This window comes from Roseococcus sp. YIM B11640, from assembly GCF_049727625.1.
Lineage (GTDB): Bacteria > Pseudomonadota > Alphaproteobacteria > Acetobacterales > Acetobacteraceae > Roseococcus.
In genome coordinates this window covers 1,403,899-1,419,875 of the sequence record NZ_JBBJOZ010000001.1, presented here as the reverse complement: position 1 = coordinate 1,419,875, position 15,977 = coordinate 1,403,899, and the positions used below count along the sequence as shown (strand labels likewise).

The window sequence follows — 15,977 nt, the reverse complement described above, 5'->3', positions numbered from 1 at the left end:
CGTTCCAAGGGCTCAATGGCCCTTCGCGGGGAGCGCGAGGGGCGGGGCCCCTCGCAGCCGCTTCACCCCGGCGAGCCTCCGCGGGCCGGCGCCAGGCGCAGCGGGACGAAGCGCTGGCCCTGCTGGCTCTCGATCAGGAAGAGCGCGGTGGCCCGCCCCTGGCGGCGCAGGCGCTCGATGCGCTCCGTCACCTCCTGCGGGGTGCCGACGCGCTCCTGCTGGACTTCCAGGATGATGTCGCCGGGGCGGATCTCCCGCTCGGCGCCCGGGGTGTCGGGAGTCACCTCGGTGACCACGACGCCCCGCGCCTCGGCGCGCAGGCGGAACCGCTCCCGCAGCTCGGGCGTGATCGCCATGACCTTGAGGCCGAGACCCGACAGCTCCACCGGCCGGTCGCCCCGCGGCGCCTGGTTCGGCGTGGCGGCGGCCTGTTGCGGTTCGTTGGGCAGCTCGCCGAGGGTGACGGTCAGCGTCTCCTCGCGGCCATCGCGCCAGACGACGACGGGGACCTGCGAACCCACGGCCGTCTCGGCCACGATGCGCGGCAGGGTCCGCATCTCGCGCACTTCCTGGTTGTTGAAGCGCAGCACGACGTCGCCGTTGCGGATGCCGGCGGCGGCGGCGGGCGCGCCCTCCTGGGCCCGGGCCACGAGCGCGCCACGCGCGCCGCCCCGCATGCCCAGGGATTCCGCGATCTCGTCCGTCACCTGCTGGATGTTCACGCCCAGCCAGCCGCGGCGGACGCGGCCACCATCGGCCAGCTGCATCGCGATGCCCCGCGCCAGGCTGGAGGGAATCGAGAAGCCGATGCCGATGGAACCGCCGGTCGGCGAGTAGATGGCGGTGTTGATGCCCACCACCTCGCCCCGCATGTTGAAGAGCGGGCCACCGGAATTGCCGCGGTTGATGGCGGCATCGGTCTGGATGAAGTCGTCGAAGGGTCCCTGGCGGATGTCACGGCCACGCGCCGAGACGATGCCCGCCGTCACCGTTCCGCCGAGGCCGAAGGGATTGCCGATCGCCAGTACCCAGTCGCCCACCAGCAGGTTGTCCGAATCGCCCCAGGGGACGGCCGGCAGCGGTGCCGTGTGCTGGACCCGCAGCACCGCGAGATCTGTGCGCGGATCGGTGCCGAGCAGCGTGGCGCGCAGGGACGTGTTGTCCTGCAGGATGACGCTGATCTCGTCGGCGCCGTCGATCACGTGGTTGTTCGTGATGACGATCCCCGACGCATCGATGATGAAGCCCGAGCCGAGGGACTGCGCGCGGCGGGGGGCCGGGCGGTTCGGCTGTGCCTCGCCCTGGCCCGGGCCGGGCATCCCCGGCGCGCCCGGGGGACGATTACGATTGAAGAAATCGCGGAAGAATTCCTCGAAGGGCGAGCCCGGGGGCACCTGCGGGGTTTCGGGCGCGTCCGGACGGCCAGGGCGCGGCGCGACATTCTGCGTGGTCGAGATGTTCACCACGGCCGGCAGCAGGCGGCGGACCAGCGGCGCGAAGCTCTCGGGCGCGCCAGGCAGCGGCACCGGCAGGGGCGCGGCGGGGGCGGCGGCCGGAGGCGCCGGCGCGGCCGCGGGCGGGGCGGGCTGCTGCGCCATCGCGGGCAGCGCGAAGGCCATCAGAAGGGCAGTGGCGGCAAGGCGCATGTTCACCTCGAAGGAATGAATACGGGTGGCCGTGCGGCCAACCCGATCGCTTTTCATGAAGCTAGGGCCGGCATGCCATGCATGCCAGCCCAATCGCCCGCCTTATTGTGCCGGGGCGGGGCTCGGCGCCGGCGCGGCGGGAGCGGCCGGGGCCGCCTCCCGCGCCGGCATGTCCCGGAAATATCGGAAGAAATCGCTCTCCGGGGTTAGGACCATACGCGACTCGCCGGTCGAGAAAACCTCCCGATAGGCCTGCATGGTGCGCCAGAACTGGAAGAATTCCGGGTCGCGCTGGAAGGCCGCGGCGAAGATGCCGATGGCCTCCTGCTCACCCGTGCCGCGCAGGATGGCGGCATCCGCCTCGGCCTGCGCCAGCAGCACGGTGCGGTCGCGCTCGGCCTGGGCGCGGATGCGGGCCGCGACCTCGGCGCCCTCGGCGCGCGCCTCGCGGGCGACGCGCTCACGCTCGGACTGCATGCGCGAGAGGATGGCCTGCGTGTTCTCCTCCGGCAGGTCGGCGCGGCGGATGCGGACATCCTCGACCTCGATGCCGAAGCGGCGGGCTTCCTCGTTCACCTGGCGGTTGATCTCCCCCATGATCCGGCCGCGCTCGGCGCTCAGCACCGCGATCAGCGTCTCGCTCGCCAGCACGCGCCGCAGCGCCGAAGTGACGATGGAGTTGAGCCGGCCGCGGATGCCCTGCTCCGTGGCGCCCACCGTCTGGAAGAAGAGCAGCGGGTCGGTGATGCGGTAGCGCGTGAAGCTGTCCACGATCAGGCGGCGCTGGTCGCCCAGGATCACCTCCTCGCCCGCCGTGTCGAAATCGAGCAGGCGGCGGTCGAAGGCGATGACGTTCTGGATCAGCGGCACCTTCATGTTCAGGCCCGGGTCCTGGATGACGCGGATCGGCTGGCCGAACTGCGTGATCAGGACCTGCTGGGTCTGATGCACGGTGAAGAAGCTGGACGCGGCGAGGAAGAGGGCGACGACGACCACGGCGCCCAGAATGGCGAGGCGGTTCATCGCTGGCCTCCCGCGCGCGGCTGGGGTGTGGCAGGCGCCGTGGGCAACGGATTACGCGCCGGCGAGGGATTGGCGGCGGGGCGCTGCCCCTCGCCCAGCGGCAGGAAGGGCACGATGCCCTGCAGCCGGTCGTCCACCAGGGTCATGCCGTTGCGCTTCAGGATCTCTTCCATCGTTTCGAGATAGATGCGGCGCACGGTCACGTCGCGCGCCTGGCTGTAGGCGGCGAGCACCGCCGTGAAGCGGCCGGCCTCACCACGGGCGCGGGCGACTTGCGCATCACGGAAGCCGGTCGCCTCCTGCACCATGCGCTGCGCCTCGCCTCGGGCGCGCGGGATGATGTCGTTGCGGAAGCTCTCGGCCTCGTTACGGGCGCGCTCGCGGTCCGCATTGGCGCGCTGCACGTCGCGGAAGGATTCGATGACGGCCGCCGGCGGATCCGACTTCTGCATCTGCACCTGCGTGATCTCCACGCCCGCGCCGTACTGCTCCATGATCGCCTGCGTGCCGCGGCGCACATCCTGCTCGATCTGCGCGCGCGCCTCGGTCAGCGCCTGCTGGATGGGGGTACGGCCGATCACCTCCCGCATCACCGATTCGGCGGCGGACTTCACCGTCTCCTCGGGGTTGCGGGTGTTGAACAGGAAGTCGCCGGCATCGCGAATGCGCCAGAACACCGCGAAGTCGATGTCGATGATGTTCTCGTCGCCCGTCAGCATGAGCGATTCCGCCAGCACGTCGCGGTTGGCAACGACCCGGCCGCCCGGAGCCGTGTCGGCACCGCCCCGGAAGCCCACATCCACGCGGTTGATACGCGTGACGCGGGGCGTGGTCACGCTCTCGACCGGCCAGGGAATCCGATAGTTCAGGCCGGGCGGCGAGGTTCGCTCGAAGGCGCCGAAGCGCATCACGACGCCGAGCTCGTCCGGCTGCACGCGATAGAAGCCGGAGGCGCCCCAGACGCCCGCCAGCACCACCACCGCGAGCGCGAGCCCCTTGCCGCCGATCCCCCCGCCAGGGAGGTAGCGGCGCACGGCATCCTGCGCGTTGCGGATCATTTCCTCGACATCGGGGCCCTGGCCGCGATTGTTGCCGCCGCCGGGCGGGCCAGAAGGCGGGCCGCCCCAGGGTCCGCCCCCACCGGGGGGACGCGGATTGCCCCAGGGGCCGCCGCCATTATTCCAAGCCATGTTCGTCGAGTTCTCCCGTTTCCGGCACGTGCCGGCCAAAGATGAATTTCTGACAACATATGGTGCCGATCGCGATCCGGGGAGGGGTGCGCGACCGCGAGAGCATGTGCATATGTCTGCCCTGCCCGGTCAAGGAAAGGTCAATGTCAATGTCTTCACCCCTCGCGGAAGCCGTTCGCGCCGCCCTTTCGGCGGTCATCGACCCGGCGACGGGCCGTGACGTGGTGAGCGCTGGCATGGTGGATGCCATCTCGGCGCGCGACGGGATGGTGCAGTTCTCCCTGGCCGTCCCGCGCGAGAGCGCCCGCGCCATGGAGCCGGTGCGGGCCGCTTGCGAGAAGGCCGCCGCCGCAGTGCCAGGGGTGATTTCCGCAACGGTCGTCCTGACGGCGCACCGGGACGTTCCGGGCCCGCAACCCGCGGCCGCCCCGGCCCGCGCCAGCCGACCCCCGCCCGGCCAGGGCCAGATGCTGCTGCCGGATGTGCGCAAGATCGTGGCCGTCGCCTCGGGCAAGGGCGGCGTGGGCAAGTCCACGACGGCGGTGAACCTCGCCGTCGCCCTGGCGGAGCAGGGCCTGCGCGTCGGGCTGCTGGACGCAGACATCTACGGCCCGTCCCTGCCCCTCATGCTCGGCGCCCATGAAAAGCCGAGGACCGCCGGCCAGCGGCTGCTGCCCATCGAGAAATGGGGGCTGAAGGCCATGTCCATCGGCTTCCTGGTGGAGCAGGAGACGGCGATGATCTGGCGGGGCCCCATGGTGATGGGCGCGCTGGAGCAGATGATGGGCCAGGTGGAGTGGGGCGAGCTCGACATCCTGGTCGTGGACATGCCGCCCGGCACGGGCGACGCGCAGCTCACCATGTCCCAGCGCGTGGCTCTCGCCGGCGCCGTCATCGTCTCGACGCCGCAGGATGTGGCGCTGCTCGACGCGCGGCGCGGCATCCGCATGTTCGAGAAGGTGAACGTCCCCGTCCTCGGCCTGGTCGAGAACATGTCCTATTTCTGTTGCCCGCAATGCGGTCACCGCAGCGAGATCTTCGGCCATGGCGGCGCCAAGGCGGAGGCCGAGCGCATGGGCACCGAATTCCTGGGCGAGCTGCCGCTGAAGCTTTCAATCCGCGAGATGGCCGATGCGGGCACGCCCGTGGTGACCGCGGCCCCGGAGAGCCATGAGGCCGCTTCCTACCGCCGCATCGCCGCCCGCATCTGGGACAAGGTGAACGCGAGCGCGACGACAGGCCCGCGGATCGTCATCGAATGAGCGGCATCGCCCGGTTGCGGAAGATCTGCCTCGCGCTGCCGGAGGCGGAGGAGCGCGAGACCTGGGAGCGACCGACCTTTCGCGTTCGCGACAAGATCTTCTGCATGGGCTTCCCCGATGAGCCCGCCTGCTGGTTCAAGGCGCCGCGCGGCAGCCAGGAATTGCTGATCGAGGCCGATGGGGCGCGCTTCTTCCGGCCACCCTATCTGGGCCACAAGGGCTGGGTGGGCATGCGCCTGCACGGCAAGCCCGACTGGGCGGAGGTCGAGGCCTTCATTCGCCGCAGCTATTCGCTGATCGCGCCCCGGAAGCTGGCGAGCAGCGCGTCGATTTCAGAGGCGTGAGGCATGGCCGGGCCCGCGCCCGGCTTCGTGCAGGCCAGGGCCCCGGCCGCCGTGGCGCGGCGCATCGCGGCTTCCAGCGGCATGCCACGATCCAGCGATGCGGCCAGCACGCCGCACCAGGCGTCGCCCGCGCCGGTGGTGTCCACCGCCCGCACGCGATGCGCGGGAATATGCAGCGCGCCATCTTCGGTCACGGCCGTGACGCCGCGCTCGCCCTGGGTGACGACGATGCCGATGCCCAGCGCGGCTTGGAGGCTCCCGGCCTCCGGCGGATGACCGAGCCGGGCGCCGATCCAGGCAGCTTCGCTCTCGTTGAGGATGAGCAGGTCCAGCCCCCGCAGCGCCTCGGGCGGCAGAGCGCCGGCCGGGGCGAGGTTGAGCAGCACGCGCGCGCCCGCCGCCCGGCCGCGCGCGATCAGTGCCGCATTCTCATCCGGCCGAACCTCCATCTGCATCAGCAGCGTAGCGCCGGGCGGAATGGCCTCGATCTGCGCGGCGCGCGCCAGGAGGTTGGCGCCGATGGAGACGGCGATCTGGTTCCGCCCCTCCGCGTCCACGCAGACGCAGGCGAGGCCGGTCGCGGCCTCCATCTCTCGCAGGGCGGAGACATCCACGCCCGCCTCGATGGCGGCAGCCCGCAGCAGGGCGCCGTTCGGATCGCGTCCGACGCAGCCGACGAAGCGTACCTCCCCGCCATCGCGCGCGGCGGCGATGGCCTGGTTGAGACCCTTGCCGCCTTGCAGCGCGGGGCCTGCCTCGCCCAGCACGGTCTCGCCGGGGCGCGGCAGGTTCGGCATGCGGAAGACGAAATCCGCGATGGCGGAACCGAAGACGAAGAGAGTCACGGAACCAGCAAGCCCTCTGCCAACGCACGATCGTAGAGCGCGAGGATCATCGGCGCGAAGGGCGCGCCGAGATCGATGGCGGGCTGCATGCGGACCAAGCTGCGCGCCTTGGTCAGCCCGATCTCCTTCCAGGCCGGCGCGCCGCATTCGATCTGCTGCAGGAAGCCCTGCAGCCGGTCGCAGCCCATGGCGAAGCGCGCCTCCGGCGTCTCCTGGGCCTCGAACTCCTCCCAGGATTCGCGCAGGCGCGCACCGGTCTCGGGGGGCAGCAGGCCGAAGATGCGCGCGGCGGCCGCGCGCTCGCGCTCGAGCTGGGTGAGCAGGCCGGCATCGTCGAAGGCGAAGGTGTCGCCAGCCTCGATCTCCACGACGTCATGCACGGCGATCATCGCCAGCACGCGTCCGAGATCCGGGCGCGGCACCACCTCTTCCGCCAGCGTCGTGGCGATGAGCGCGACGTGCCAGGCGTGCTCGGCCGAGTTCTCGCGCCGCTCGCCGGTATGGGCGGCGCGCAGCGTGTGCTTCAGGCGATCCGCGAGGGCAAGAAAGGCGAGGAACGCCTCCTGCCGTTCAGGCGCTGCTTTGGCCTGCTGATTCAGACCTTCGCGCCTTTCGGCGCTTCGGTCATCAGACGGCACGGCCAAGCGTCTCCATCAGCTCCCGCCATTCGCGCTTGGAGAGGCCGCTCGTCTCCTGCGTCACGTTCTCGCCGGCCAGCATGCGCTTCACGATCGAGAGCATCTGCGCCGAGAAGGTCGCAGCACCCATGCGATAGTCGGAGAACGCCTCGAAGCAATGCGGCACCCAGGCCTGGACCGACTTGAGCATCGCCTCGGCATAGACGCGGATCTCGTACTGCGCGTGGCTGTCCGCACGCAGGCTGAGGAAGCCGAGCAGGTTGTGGAGGTCCGTCTTCCAGTACCACTGCGTATAGGTGTTGAGCGTGAGGTTCATCCGCGCGAGCTCCCGCGCCAGGCCCTGGCGGCCGCGCTCGACGGGCTCGCCCTCCTCGTCCTCGTTCAGCATCCAGGCGTAATGGTCGTAGTTGCGCGTCGCATCCTCGCGCAGCATGTCGAGCACGACGGCGGCATCCTCGCCCTGCAGCACGTCGCCGCGGCCCTGGCGGTTCACCGCGGACTGGGCGGCCAACTGCTCGGGCTCGGGGATGTAGAACTCCTTGTCGAGCACGGAATAACGGGCGGAATACTCGTTCACATTGGCCGTGCGATGCCGGATCCACTGGCGCGCCACGAAGATCGGCAGCTTCACGTGGTACTTGATCTCGCACATCTCGAAGGGGGTGGAGTGGCGGTGCCGCATCAGGTAGCGGATCAGCCCGCGATCCTCGCTGACCGCCTTGGTGCCGCGCCCGTAGGAGACACGAGCCGCCTGCACCACCGCGCCGTCGTCGCCCATATAGTCCACGACCCGGACGAAGCCATGGTCCAGCACCGGCAGGGGCTGGTAGAGCATCGCCTCCAGCGCCGGCACCGTGGCGCGCCGGGTCTCGGCGCGGGCGCCCTGGGCTTCCGCGATCTCGCTCTTCTGTGCGCCTGTGAGTGCCATATCTCGTCCCTTCTCGCGGGGATCACTTAGCCCAGCGCGCCGATTCCGTCCCCCTCCCCCCTCGCAAGCCGGCCCCGGCCTCGCTATATGACCCCTGCCGCTTGCGGCTATGGCGATAAACGTTGCGTGGAATAATCGTTACGGACCCGGGGGCAGTGCCCGGCGTCTCCACCACCATCCGGTCCTTTATCGGGGACAGGTTCTGGGGACGAAACAGGCTCGACGTGCGTGGTAAAGACGTAGCTTTTGCCCGGCATTGTACCGCCGTTATCGGGCTAAATCACAAGTGCCAACGATAACGTCCGCGAGGACGTGGCGCTCGCTGCCTAAATAGGTAAGCGCGGTACGGGGGGCACCGGGCAACAGAAGCCCCCCACTCTTCCAAGCCTCACGCCGGGCGCCGCCTCCGGATTGCCGAAGCAATTCGCCGCGCCCATTCGGCGCGGCTTCTCGGTCGACGCACGTTGTTCTGGGAAGTCGGCCTACTCCGCGGCCTTCGCGTATGGCCCGAGTTGCGCGAGCGCGCTGTCGCGCACGCTCAGCCACCAGCCATGCTGCTTCGGCCAGTGATCCGCATGGCCGTTCTCGCCGGTCAGCGCCATGCGCGCATGCAGCGCCCAGTTCGGATTCTCCAACGCCTCGCGCCCGATGGCCACGAGGTCGGCGCGTCCCTCCGCCAGGATCGCCTCCGCCTGATGCGGATCCACGATCAATCCGACCGCCATGGTCCCGATCCCCGTCTCGCGACGGATGCGCTCGGCGAAGGGCACCTGGAAGCCGTAGCTGCGCTTCGGCCCGCGCGCCGCCGTGGCCGAGCCCGCGATGCCGCCGGAGGAGCAATCCACCACGTCGATCCCGGCCTCCTTCAGCGCCTTGGCATAGGCGATGCTCTCCTCCTCCGGCCGGCCGCCCTCGGCGCCATCGACGACGGAGAGCCGCAGGAAGACCGGCTTGTGGGCCGGAAACGCCGCCCGGACGGCACGCGCGACCTCCAGCGGGAAACGCATGCGGCCCGCCGCGTCGCCGCCATAGGCGTCGTTGCGCTGGTTCGCGAGCGGCGAGAGGAACTGATGCAGCAGATAGCCGTGCGCGTTGTGGATCTCGACGATGTCGAAGCCCGCCGCATCGGCCCGCCGCGCCGCATCGGCGAAGGCTTCTCGAATGCGCGCCAGGCCGGCGTCGTCCAGCGCCTGCGGCATCAGGTAGCCCTCGCCCAGCGGCACCGCGCTCGGCGCCACCACCTGCCAGGGCTTGTCGCCGCGCGCGATGTCGGCCTCGTTCAGCGGCCCGTTTCCGTACCAGGGCCGCTGCATGGAGGCCTTGCGCCCCGCATGGCCCAGCTGGATGGCAGGCACCGAGCCCTGGCTGCGGATGAACTCCGCGATGGGCGCCAGCTTCGCCGCATGCGCATCGGACCAGATGCCGAGATCGCCATGCGTGATGCGCCCCTCCGGCGAGACCGCCGTCGCCTCCAGCATCACCGCGCCCGCGCCGCCCACGGCGAAGCGGCCGTACTGTACCATATGCCAGGCGCCCGCCTGCCCATCCTCGGCCGAGTACTGGCACATGGGCGAGATCACGACGCGATTGGGCAGGGTGACGCCGCGCAGCGCCAGCGGTTCCAGCAGATGGGCCATGGTCCGATTTCTCTCCTGATGATTTTGAGCAAGCTTAACAGCAGCTTGAACATGGCTCAAACCGAACGGCCGCGTGGTTCCTTCCCTCGCCGCCCGTCCCGCCATATGTTGCGCCCGCAGGAAGGTGTTGATGAGCGATAAGCCCCCCCAGAGTTTGCTGCCCTATGAGAGCTGGGCCGCGCGCGCGCTGCGTTCCGTCGCGGTGGACGCGCTCGAATATGCCGCACGCGAGGGCCTGCCGGGCGACCACCACTTCTACATCTCCTTCCGCACTGATCATCCGGGGACCACGATCCCCGGCCATCTCAAGGCGCGCTACCCGCAGGAGATGACCATCGTCCTGCAGCACCGCTTCTGGGACCTGCAGGTGGATCGCGCGGCGCAGCGCTTCTCGGTCGGGCTCTCCTTCTCGGGCGTGTCCTCGATCCTCTCGATCCCCTTCGCGGCGCTGACGGCCTTCCAGGATCCCTTCGCCCATTTCGGCCTGCGCTTCGAGCCCGAGCTCGAGATCGACGAGCAGGCCGCGTCCGTGCCGGACGACCATGCCGGCCTGCCGGAACCCGAGGCGGAAGCCACCCCGGGCCAGCCGCAGGTCGTCAGCCTCGACGCCTTCCGCCGCAAGCGCGAGTAGCCGCCGGCCGCCCGGGGTGGCAACGCGCGGCGGCTGGGCTTATCTTCGGCAGCAAGAACTCCCGGAAAATCGCCATGCCCCTCGACGCTAACGCCCCTCCCCGCCCGCAGGGCTACGCCTTCAGCACGATGTTCCCGCTGGGCGAGGACAAGACGCCCTATCGCAAGCTGCCGATCGAGGGCGTGAGCACGGTCGAGATCGACGGCAAGACGGTGCTTCGTATCCAGCCGAAGGTGCTGGAGGAACTGGCCTTCGCCGCCTGCCATGACGTCTCCCACCTGCTGCGCCCTGGCCACCTCGCCCAGCTCCGCAAGATCCTGGACGACCCTGAGGCCAGCGCGAACGACCGCTTCGTCGCGCTCGACCTGCTGAAGAACGCGAATATCGCGGCCGGCGGCGAGCTGCCCATGTGCCAGGACACCGGCACCGCCATCGTCTTCGGCAAGAAGGGCCAGCGCGTCTGGGTCGAAGGGGACGAGGAGGAGGCGCTGAGCTTCGGCGTCGCCCGCACCTATACCGAGACCAACCTCCGCTACAGCCAGATGGCGCCGCTCTCGATGTATGACGAGGTGAACACGGGCAACAACCTGCCCGTCGACTTCACCATCCTCGCCAGCCCGGGCGAGCACCATGCCGACGAGCTGCACCTGATGTTCGTGCTCAAGGGCGGCGGCTCGGCCAACAAGACCTTCCTTTTCCAGCAGACGCGCGCGGTGCTGAACAAGCCCAAGCTGCTCGCCTTCCTGGAAGAGAAGATCAAGACGCTCGGCACCTCTGCCTGTCCGCCCTACCACCTCGCGGTGGTCATCGGCGGCACGAGCGCGGAGACGACGCTGAAGGCCGTGAAGCTCGCCTCCACGCGCTACCTCGACACGCTGCCGACGGCGGGCACCAAGGCCGGTCATGCGATCCGCGACCCGGAGCTGGAGCAGGAGGTCCACAAGCTCACGCAGAACCTCGGCATCGGCGCGCAGTTCGGCGGCAAGTACTTCTGCCATGACGTGCGCGTGGTGCGCCTGCCGCGCCACGGGGCGTCCCTGCCCATCGGCATTGGCGTCTCCTGCTCGGCCGACCGGCAGATCAAGGCGAAGATCACGCCCGAGGGCGTGTTCCTGGAGCAGCTGGAGCACGATCCCGCCCACTACCTGCCCGAGCACACGGACGAGATCCTGGGCGGCGAGGTCGTGAAGATCGACCTCAACCAGCCCATGGACGCCATCCGCGCCACGCTGTCCCAGTACCCCGTGAAGACCCGCGTCTCGCTGACCGGCACCATCGTGGTGGCGCGAGACATCGCCCACGCGAAGCTGCAGGAACGGCTGGACCGTGGCGAAGGCCTCCCCGAGTACCTGAAGAACCATCCCGTCTACTACGCGGGCCCGGCCAAGACCCCCGCCGGCATGGCGACAGGCAGCTTCGGCCCCACCACGGCGGGCCGCATGGACAGCTATGTGGAGGGCTTCCAGAAGGCTGGCGGCTCGCTGGTCATGCTGGCGAAGGGGAACCGCAGCAAGGCCGTGCTGAATGCCTGCAAGACCTATGGCGGCTTCTACCTGGGCTCCGTCGGCGGCCCGGCAGCGCGCCTCGCCCAGGACTGCATCAGGAAGGTCGAGGTGCTGGAATACCCGGAACTCGGCATGGAAGCGGTCTGGCGCATCGAGGTCGAGGACTTCCCGGCCTTCATCGTGATGGATGACAAGGGCAACGACTTCTACGAAGGTCTGGAGTAGCCCTTCGCCAGGATTCGGATGACCCATCCAGACCCGATGCTGCAATGCAACATCTTTCTTGACGAAGGGTTTATGCGTCGCTATCGGGCAAGTACCGGCCGGGCCACACCCCGGCCGGGCGTAAGCGTCTCACGTCAGGCAACGCATCCAACCGGCCTGCTCGCCTGCCAGGATGCACGGCGGCAGGCCCCTGCGATGAGGCCTCCTCATGCGTGTTCCCAAGGTGCCAGCCCGCTTCGGCTGGGTGGTCCTGCCGTTTCTTCTCTCCATTTTCATGACGGCCATCATCTCGGCCGTGTCCACCATCCTCGCGCTCGGCGTCTCGTCCTGGGCGCTGAAGGCCTGGCCCGTGGCCTGGCTCACATCCTGGATGATCGGCTTCCCCACGCTGCTCGTGGTGCTGCCCATCGTGCGGCATCTCGCCGCGCGCCTCGTCTCGCCCCCGACCTGAAGGTGATCCGATGACCCGCCGCCTCATCTCCTCCGGCTCCCGCTTCGAAGAGGAGATCGGCTATTCGCGCGCCGTCGTGGCGGGGGACGACATCTTCGTCTCCGGCACGACCGGCTACGACTACGCCAAGATGACGATCGTGGAGGATGTGGTCGGCCAGGCCGACCAGTGCTTCCGCAACATCGCGGCCGCGCTGGCCGAGGCGGATTCCTCCCTGGACGACGTGGTGCGCGTCACCTTCATCGTGCCCCGGCGCGAGGATTGGGAACCCTGCTGGCCAGTGGTGAAGAAATATCTCGGCAAGGCGCGTCCGGCCTCCACCCTCATCCATGCCGGGCTGCAGTCCGACGCGATGCGGATCGAGATCGAGGTCACGGCACGCCGCCAGAAGGGAGGGAGCTGAGCCATGCGCTTCATCGTCGACCGGCTCGACCACCTCGTGATGACGGTGAAGGACGTCGAGATCTCGGCCGCCTGGTACCAGCGCGTGCTGGGGATGGAGCGGACGGATTTCGGCCCGCACAAGCGCACCGCCCTGCGCTTCGGCGGCCAGAAGATCAACCTCCGACCCGTCGAGGCGACGCAGGCCGAATGGTGGAGCGGACCGGCCACGGCCCCCGGCGGACAGGACCTCTGCTTCATCGTCATCGTCACCGCGCCGCAGGTGATAGAGCACCTGCACAGTTGCGGCGTGACGGTCGAGCAAGGGCCGGTGGCGAAGGAAGGGGCGCTTGGCCCCATTACCTCCGTCTATTGCCGCGATCCCGATGGAAACCTGATCGAGATCGCCAGCTACGGGGAATAGCCGGCAATCCCCGGGGGCAAGAAACTAAGCCGCGACGGGGCCGCCGCACTTCTCAGGCCGGTGCTTGCGCTCGGTCGAAGCCGGGAATTTCGCGAGCTTGTCGGCGGGCCGCACGGGCCGGCGCACCAGTTCGCCCCCGCAATTGGGGCAGAGCCCGCCGGGCAGCTTCGTCGCCGCGCAGTCGGTGCACCAGGTGCATTCGAAGGAGCAGATGAGCGCCTCCCGGCTCTCGGGCGGCAGGTCGCGGCCGCAGCATTCGCAATTCGGGCGCAGGCTCAGCATCGGTTGAATCCCTGGACGTTTCACCGCAGCGTGAAACCTGCGCCACCGGCACGTCAACTTCGCGACCGTCCTTTCAATTCGGCTGCGAGGCCCGATCTTCCCTGGGACAAGACTTGCGACCCATAGAGGCGGGAAGCTTTCCTCGCGCGATGTTAACAGGAGCCGGCATGACCACCCGCACCGAAACCGACAGCCTCGGCACCATCGAAATTCCTGCAGACCGGCTCTGGGGCCCGCAGACGGAACGTGCCCGGCGGCTCTTCGCCATCGGAAGCGAGCGCTTTCCACCCGTCCTGATCCGCGCCATCGGCCAGCAGAAATGGGCCGCCGCGGAGGCCAATGCCCGGCTTGGCGAGCTTCCCCAGCACCTCGCCGACCCCATTCGCCAAGCCGCCAACGAGATCATCGCCGGTCAGCATGACGAGGAGTTCCCGCTGCATATCTGGCAGACGGGCTCCGGCACGCAGACCAATATGAACGCGAACGAGGTCATCTCGAACCGCGCGAACCAGCTGATGGGCCATGCACTCGGCTCGCGCGATCCGGTGCATCCGAACGACCATGTGAATCGCGGGCAGTCCTCCAACGACAGTTTCCCGACGGTCATGCACCTCGCCGCCGCGCAGGCGGTGGAGCAGCGGCTGAAGCCGGCACTGCAAGTCCTGGCCGACAGCCTCGGCGCGCGCGCCACCGAATGGGCGGATGTGGTGAAGATCGGCCGCACGCACCTCATGGACGCGGTGCCGGTGACGCTGGGCGGGGAGTTCGCGACCTATGCGCGGCAGGTGCTGCTCGGCATCGCGCGGCTGGATGCGACCATGCCCCGCCTGCTGCAGCTGCCCCAGGGCGGAACGGCGGCGGGCACGGGCCTCAACCGGCATCCGGATTTCGACGTCGTTTTCTGCGAGGTGGTCGCGACGCGCACCGGCCTCGCCTTCACGCCCAACCCCGACAAGTCGGAAGGCATGGCGGCGCATGACGCGCTGCTGGAGCTTCATGGCGCGATGAACACCATCGCCGCGTCGCTCATGAAGATCGGCAACGACATCCGGCTTCTGGGCAGCGGCCCGCGCGCGGGCATTTCGGAGCTCGTGATCCCGGAAGACGGTCTCTCCAGCAGCATCATGCCGGGCAAGACCAACCCGACGCAGAGCGAGGCGCTGACCATGGTCTGCGCGCAGGTGATGGGCAACCAGACCACCGTGACCATCGGCGCGAGCCACGGCCACCTGGAGCTCAACGTCTTCAAGCCAGTGATCATCCAGGCCGTGCTGCAATCGGCGAACCTGCTCGCCGATGCCTCGGAGAGCTTCGCGCGCAACATGGTGGACAAGCTGGTTCCGAACGCGGCGAAGATCGCCGACAATCTCGCGAAGTCGCTGATGCTCGCGACCGCGCTCAACCCGCATATCGGCTACGACCGCGCGGTGGCGATCGCCAAGCTCGCGCTGCACGAGGACATGACGCTGCGCCAGGCGGCGCTGCGCCTGGGCGCCGTCGGCGCGGAGGATTTCGATGCCTGGGTGAAGCCCGAAGCGATGCTGCGGCCGGGCGGCAGCCTGCCGGGCGGCTGAACATGCGCCACCTGGCCAAGCGCAGCGTGCGCCTCGCGGGGCACGCCACGTCCATCGCGCTGGAGCCGGAATTCTGGGCCGTGATCGAAGGCGAGGCGGCGCGTCGCGGGATCGCCCTCGCGGCGCTCATCGCCGAGCAGGACGAGGCCCGCAGCCCGGCGGGCGAGCCTCTCGCCAGCCGCCTGCGGGTCTTCGCGCTGAGGATCGCGGCAGGAGGCTGAGCCGCAGCCCGAGGCTCGCCTCGGGCTGGGAGCGTGAAACGCGACCGCGCCCGGACCGACAGCCGGACCGGCGCGCCATCACCAGGCGCGAAGCCAAGCGGCCAGAGGCCGCGCCCGGCGTCCGAGCGCGAAAACTAAGTCGGCTGCTCTTCGGTCGCGGGCTCGGCCGCCGCGCGGCGGGGCTGCGGCATGGGCAGCGTCTCCGCCTCGCCGGCCAGCTCGGCCTCGAGATTGGAGAGGTTGCCGTTGTCCACGGTCTCCGCGCCGGCTTCCGGGGAAGCTTCCCCGGCATAGCCCTCGCCCTGCTCGCGGAAGCGGCGCTCCTGCTGGGGCTGGGCCTGCTGCTGCGCCGCGTTCATGGCGCCCAGGATGCGGAAGTAGTGCTCCGCATGCTGGAAGTAGCCTTCCGCCGCCACGCGATCGCCGCCGCCCGTCGCATCGCGGCCGAGCTGCAGGTACTTCTCGAAGAGCTGCTGGGCCGTTCCGCGGAGCCGGACATCCGGCCCGCTCGAATCGAAGACGTGGTTGCGGTTCAGCGGCTGGTTGCCGTTGGAGCTGCCCGAATGCCGGAATTGCCCGCCACCGCCGCCGCCGCCACCGCCGCCATGGCGATGGCCACGGCGCATGCGCTTCATGTTCATTCGTTGTCGTGCTTCTGCTGTCTGATGGGGCGATGCGGCCGACACTGCCGCGCTCGCCTCCGGTTGTTTGGTACGGCCCTCCCTGGTCTCCCCTGAATGGGGTCTCCCCGGGTGGCAGTCCCTGCCTGC

Annotated in this window: 18 protein-coding genes and 1 other RNA gene; 10 read left to right on the top strand and 9 right to left on the bottom strand. The window is 69.3% G+C overall.

Annotation, left to right across the window (positions count from 1 at the left end; all coding sequences use genetic code 11):
* Window positions 1–62: 62 nt before the first annotated feature.
* From WJM96_RS07240 to hflK, 3 genes are all read right to left on the bottom strand, one after another.
* Window positions 63–1,646 carry a DegQ family serine endoprotease gene (locus WJM96_RS07240; protein WP_424811836.1) on the bottom strand — a complete coding sequence of 528 codons (1,584 nt, stop codon included), beginning with the start codon at window positions 1,644–1,646 and terminating at the stop codon, window positions 63–65.
* A gap of 102 nt (window positions 1,647–1,748) precedes the next feature.
* Window positions 1,749–2,669, bottom strand: a complete 921-nt coding sequence (gene hflC / locus WJM96_RS07235) for a protease modulator HflC (RefSeq protein ID WP_424811761.1) — start codon at window positions 2,667–2,669, stop codon at window positions 1,749–1,751.
* On the bottom strand, window positions 2,666–3,859 hold the full coding sequence (gene hflK, locus WJM96_RS07230; RefSeq protein WP_424811760.1) for an FtsH protease activity modulator HflK: 1,194 nt from the start codon (window positions 3,857–3,859) through the stop codon (window positions 2,666–2,668). Before hflK ends, hflC begins: the two co-directional genes overlap by 4 nt.
* A 149-nt stretch (window positions 3,860–4,008) precedes the next feature.
* On the opposite strand from hflK, the gene apbC reads away from it, so the two are divergent.
* Together apbC and WJM96_RS07220 are read left to right on the top strand one after the other, a co-directional pair.
* Window positions 4,009–5,121, top strand: a complete 1,113-nt coding sequence (gene apbC, locus WJM96_RS07225) for an iron-sulfur cluster carrier protein ApbC (RefSeq protein WP_424811759.1) — start codon at window positions 4,009–4,011, stop codon at window positions 5,119–5,121.
* A complete protein-coding gene (locus tag WJM96_RS07220) occupies window positions 5,118–5,465 on the top strand; it encodes an MmcQ/YjbR family DNA-binding protein (RefSeq protein ID WP_424811758.1) in 348 nt (115 codons plus the stop codon). The genes apbC and WJM96_RS07220 overlap by 4 nt, the downstream gene beginning before the upstream one ends.
* Here WJM96_RS07220 and WJM96_RS07215 read toward each other — a convergent pair.
* Genes WJM96_RS07215 through thyX form a run of 3 tightly spaced genes read right to left on the bottom strand, consistent with a single transcriptional unit; the run spans window position 5,408 to window position 7,876 of the window.
* Window positions 5,408–6,310 carry a ribokinase gene (locus WJM96_RS07215; protein WP_424811757.1) on the bottom strand — a complete coding sequence of 301 codons (903 nt, stop codon included), beginning with the start codon at window positions 6,308–6,310 and terminating at the stop codon, window positions 5,408–5,410. The two genes, WJM96_RS07220 and WJM96_RS07215, sit on opposite strands and share 58 nt — an antisense overlap.
* Window positions 6,307–6,948 carry an HD domain-containing protein gene (locus WJM96_RS07210; RefSeq protein WP_424811756.1) on the bottom strand — a complete coding sequence of 214 codons (642 nt, stop codon included), beginning with the start codon at window positions 6,946–6,948 and terminating at the stop codon, window positions 6,307–6,309. The genes WJM96_RS07215 and WJM96_RS07210 overlap by 4 nt, the downstream gene beginning before the upstream one ends.
* A complete protein-coding gene (thyX, locus tag WJM96_RS07205) occupies window positions 6,938–7,876 on the bottom strand; it encodes an FAD-dependent thymidylate synthase (protein ID WP_424811755.1) in 939 nt (312 codons plus the stop codon). Before thyX ends, WJM96_RS07210 begins: the two co-directional genes overlap by 11 nt.
* A 57-nt stretch (window positions 7,877–7,933) precedes the next feature.
* On the opposite strand from thyX, the gene ssrA reads away from it, so the two are divergent.
* Window positions 7,934–8,254, top strand: a transfer-messenger RNA (tmRNA) gene (gene ssrA, locus WJM96_RS07200).
* Between the two features lie 104 nt (window positions 8,255–8,358).
* On the opposite strand, the gene WJM96_RS07195 is transcribed toward ssrA, so the two are convergent.
* Window positions 8,359–9,513 carry an NADH:flavin oxidoreductase/NADH oxidase gene (locus WJM96_RS07195; protein ID WP_424811754.1) on the bottom strand — a complete coding sequence of 385 codons (1,155 nt, stop codon included), beginning with the start codon at window positions 9,511–9,513 and terminating at the stop codon, window positions 8,359–8,361.
* Between the two features lie 130 nt (window positions 9,514–9,643).
* Here WJM96_RS07195 and WJM96_RS07190 point away from each other — a divergent pair, with 130 nt between their 5' ends.
* The 5 genes from WJM96_RS07190 to WJM96_RS07170 all read left to right on the top strand — a co-directional run bounded on the left by WJM96_RS07190 (window position 9,644) and on the right by WJM96_RS07170 (window position 13,130).
* On the top strand, window positions 9,644–10,144 hold the full coding sequence (locus tag WJM96_RS07190) for an SspB family protein (RefSeq protein ID WP_424811753.1): 501 nt from the start codon (window positions 9,644–9,646) through the stop codon (window positions 10,142–10,144).
* A gap of 74 nt (window positions 10,145–10,218) precedes the next feature.
* On the top strand, window positions 10,219–11,874 hold the full coding sequence (locus tag WJM96_RS07185) for a fumarate hydratase (RefSeq protein WP_424811752.1): 1,656 nt from the start codon (window positions 10,219–10,221) through the stop codon (window positions 11,872–11,874).
* A gap of 208 nt (window positions 11,875–12,082) precedes the next feature.
* Complete coding sequence (locus tag WJM96_RS07180; protein ID WP_424811751.1) at window positions 12,083–12,325, top strand: DUF2798 domain-containing protein; 243 nt, start codon at window positions 12,083–12,085, stop codon at window positions 12,323–12,325.
* A gap of 10 nt (window positions 12,326–12,335) precedes the next feature.
* Window positions 12,336–12,728, top strand: a complete 393-nt coding sequence (locus WJM96_RS07175; protein WP_424811750.1) for a RidA family protein — start codon at window positions 12,336–12,338, stop codon at window positions 12,726–12,728.
* A 3-nt stretch (window positions 12,729–12,731) separates the two neighbouring features.
* Window positions 12,732–13,130 (top strand): VOC family protein, encoded by a 399-nt coding sequence (locus WJM96_RS07170; protein ID WP_424811749.1) that lies wholly within the window; start codon window positions 12,732–12,734, stop codon window positions 13,128–13,130.
* A 24-nt stretch (window positions 13,131–13,154) separates the two neighbouring features.
* Here WJM96_RS07170 and WJM96_RS07165 read toward each other — a convergent pair whose 3' ends face one another.
* Window positions 13,155–13,412 carry a DUF1272 domain-containing protein gene (locus WJM96_RS07165; protein WP_424811748.1) on the bottom strand — a complete coding sequence of 86 codons (258 nt, stop codon included), beginning with the start codon at window positions 13,410–13,412 and terminating at the stop codon, window positions 13,155–13,157.
* Between the two features lie 167 nt (window positions 13,413–13,579).
* On the opposite strand from WJM96_RS07165, the gene WJM96_RS07160 reads away from it, so the two are divergent.
* Together WJM96_RS07160 and WJM96_RS07155 are read left to right on the top strand one after the other, a co-directional pair.
* Window positions 13,580–14,986, top strand: coding sequence for a class II fumarate hydratase (locus tag WJM96_RS07160; protein WP_424811747.1), 1,407 nt, complete (start codon window positions 13,580–13,582; stop codon window positions 14,984–14,986).
* Window positions 14,987–14,988: 2 nt separating this feature from the next.
* On the top strand, window positions 14,989–15,207 hold the full coding sequence (locus WJM96_RS07155) for a ribbon-helix-helix domain-containing protein (RefSeq protein WP_424811746.1): 219 nt from the start codon (window positions 14,989–14,991) through the stop codon (window positions 15,205–15,207).
* Window positions 15,208–15,341: 134 nt separating this feature from the next.
* On the opposite strand, the gene WJM96_RS07150 is transcribed toward WJM96_RS07155, so the two are convergent.
* Entirely contained in the window at window positions 15,342–15,848 is a 507-nt protein-coding gene (locus tag WJM96_RS07150; protein WP_424811745.1) for a DUF4167 domain-containing protein, read from the bottom strand.
* Window positions 15,849–15,977: the final 129 nt, after the last annotated feature.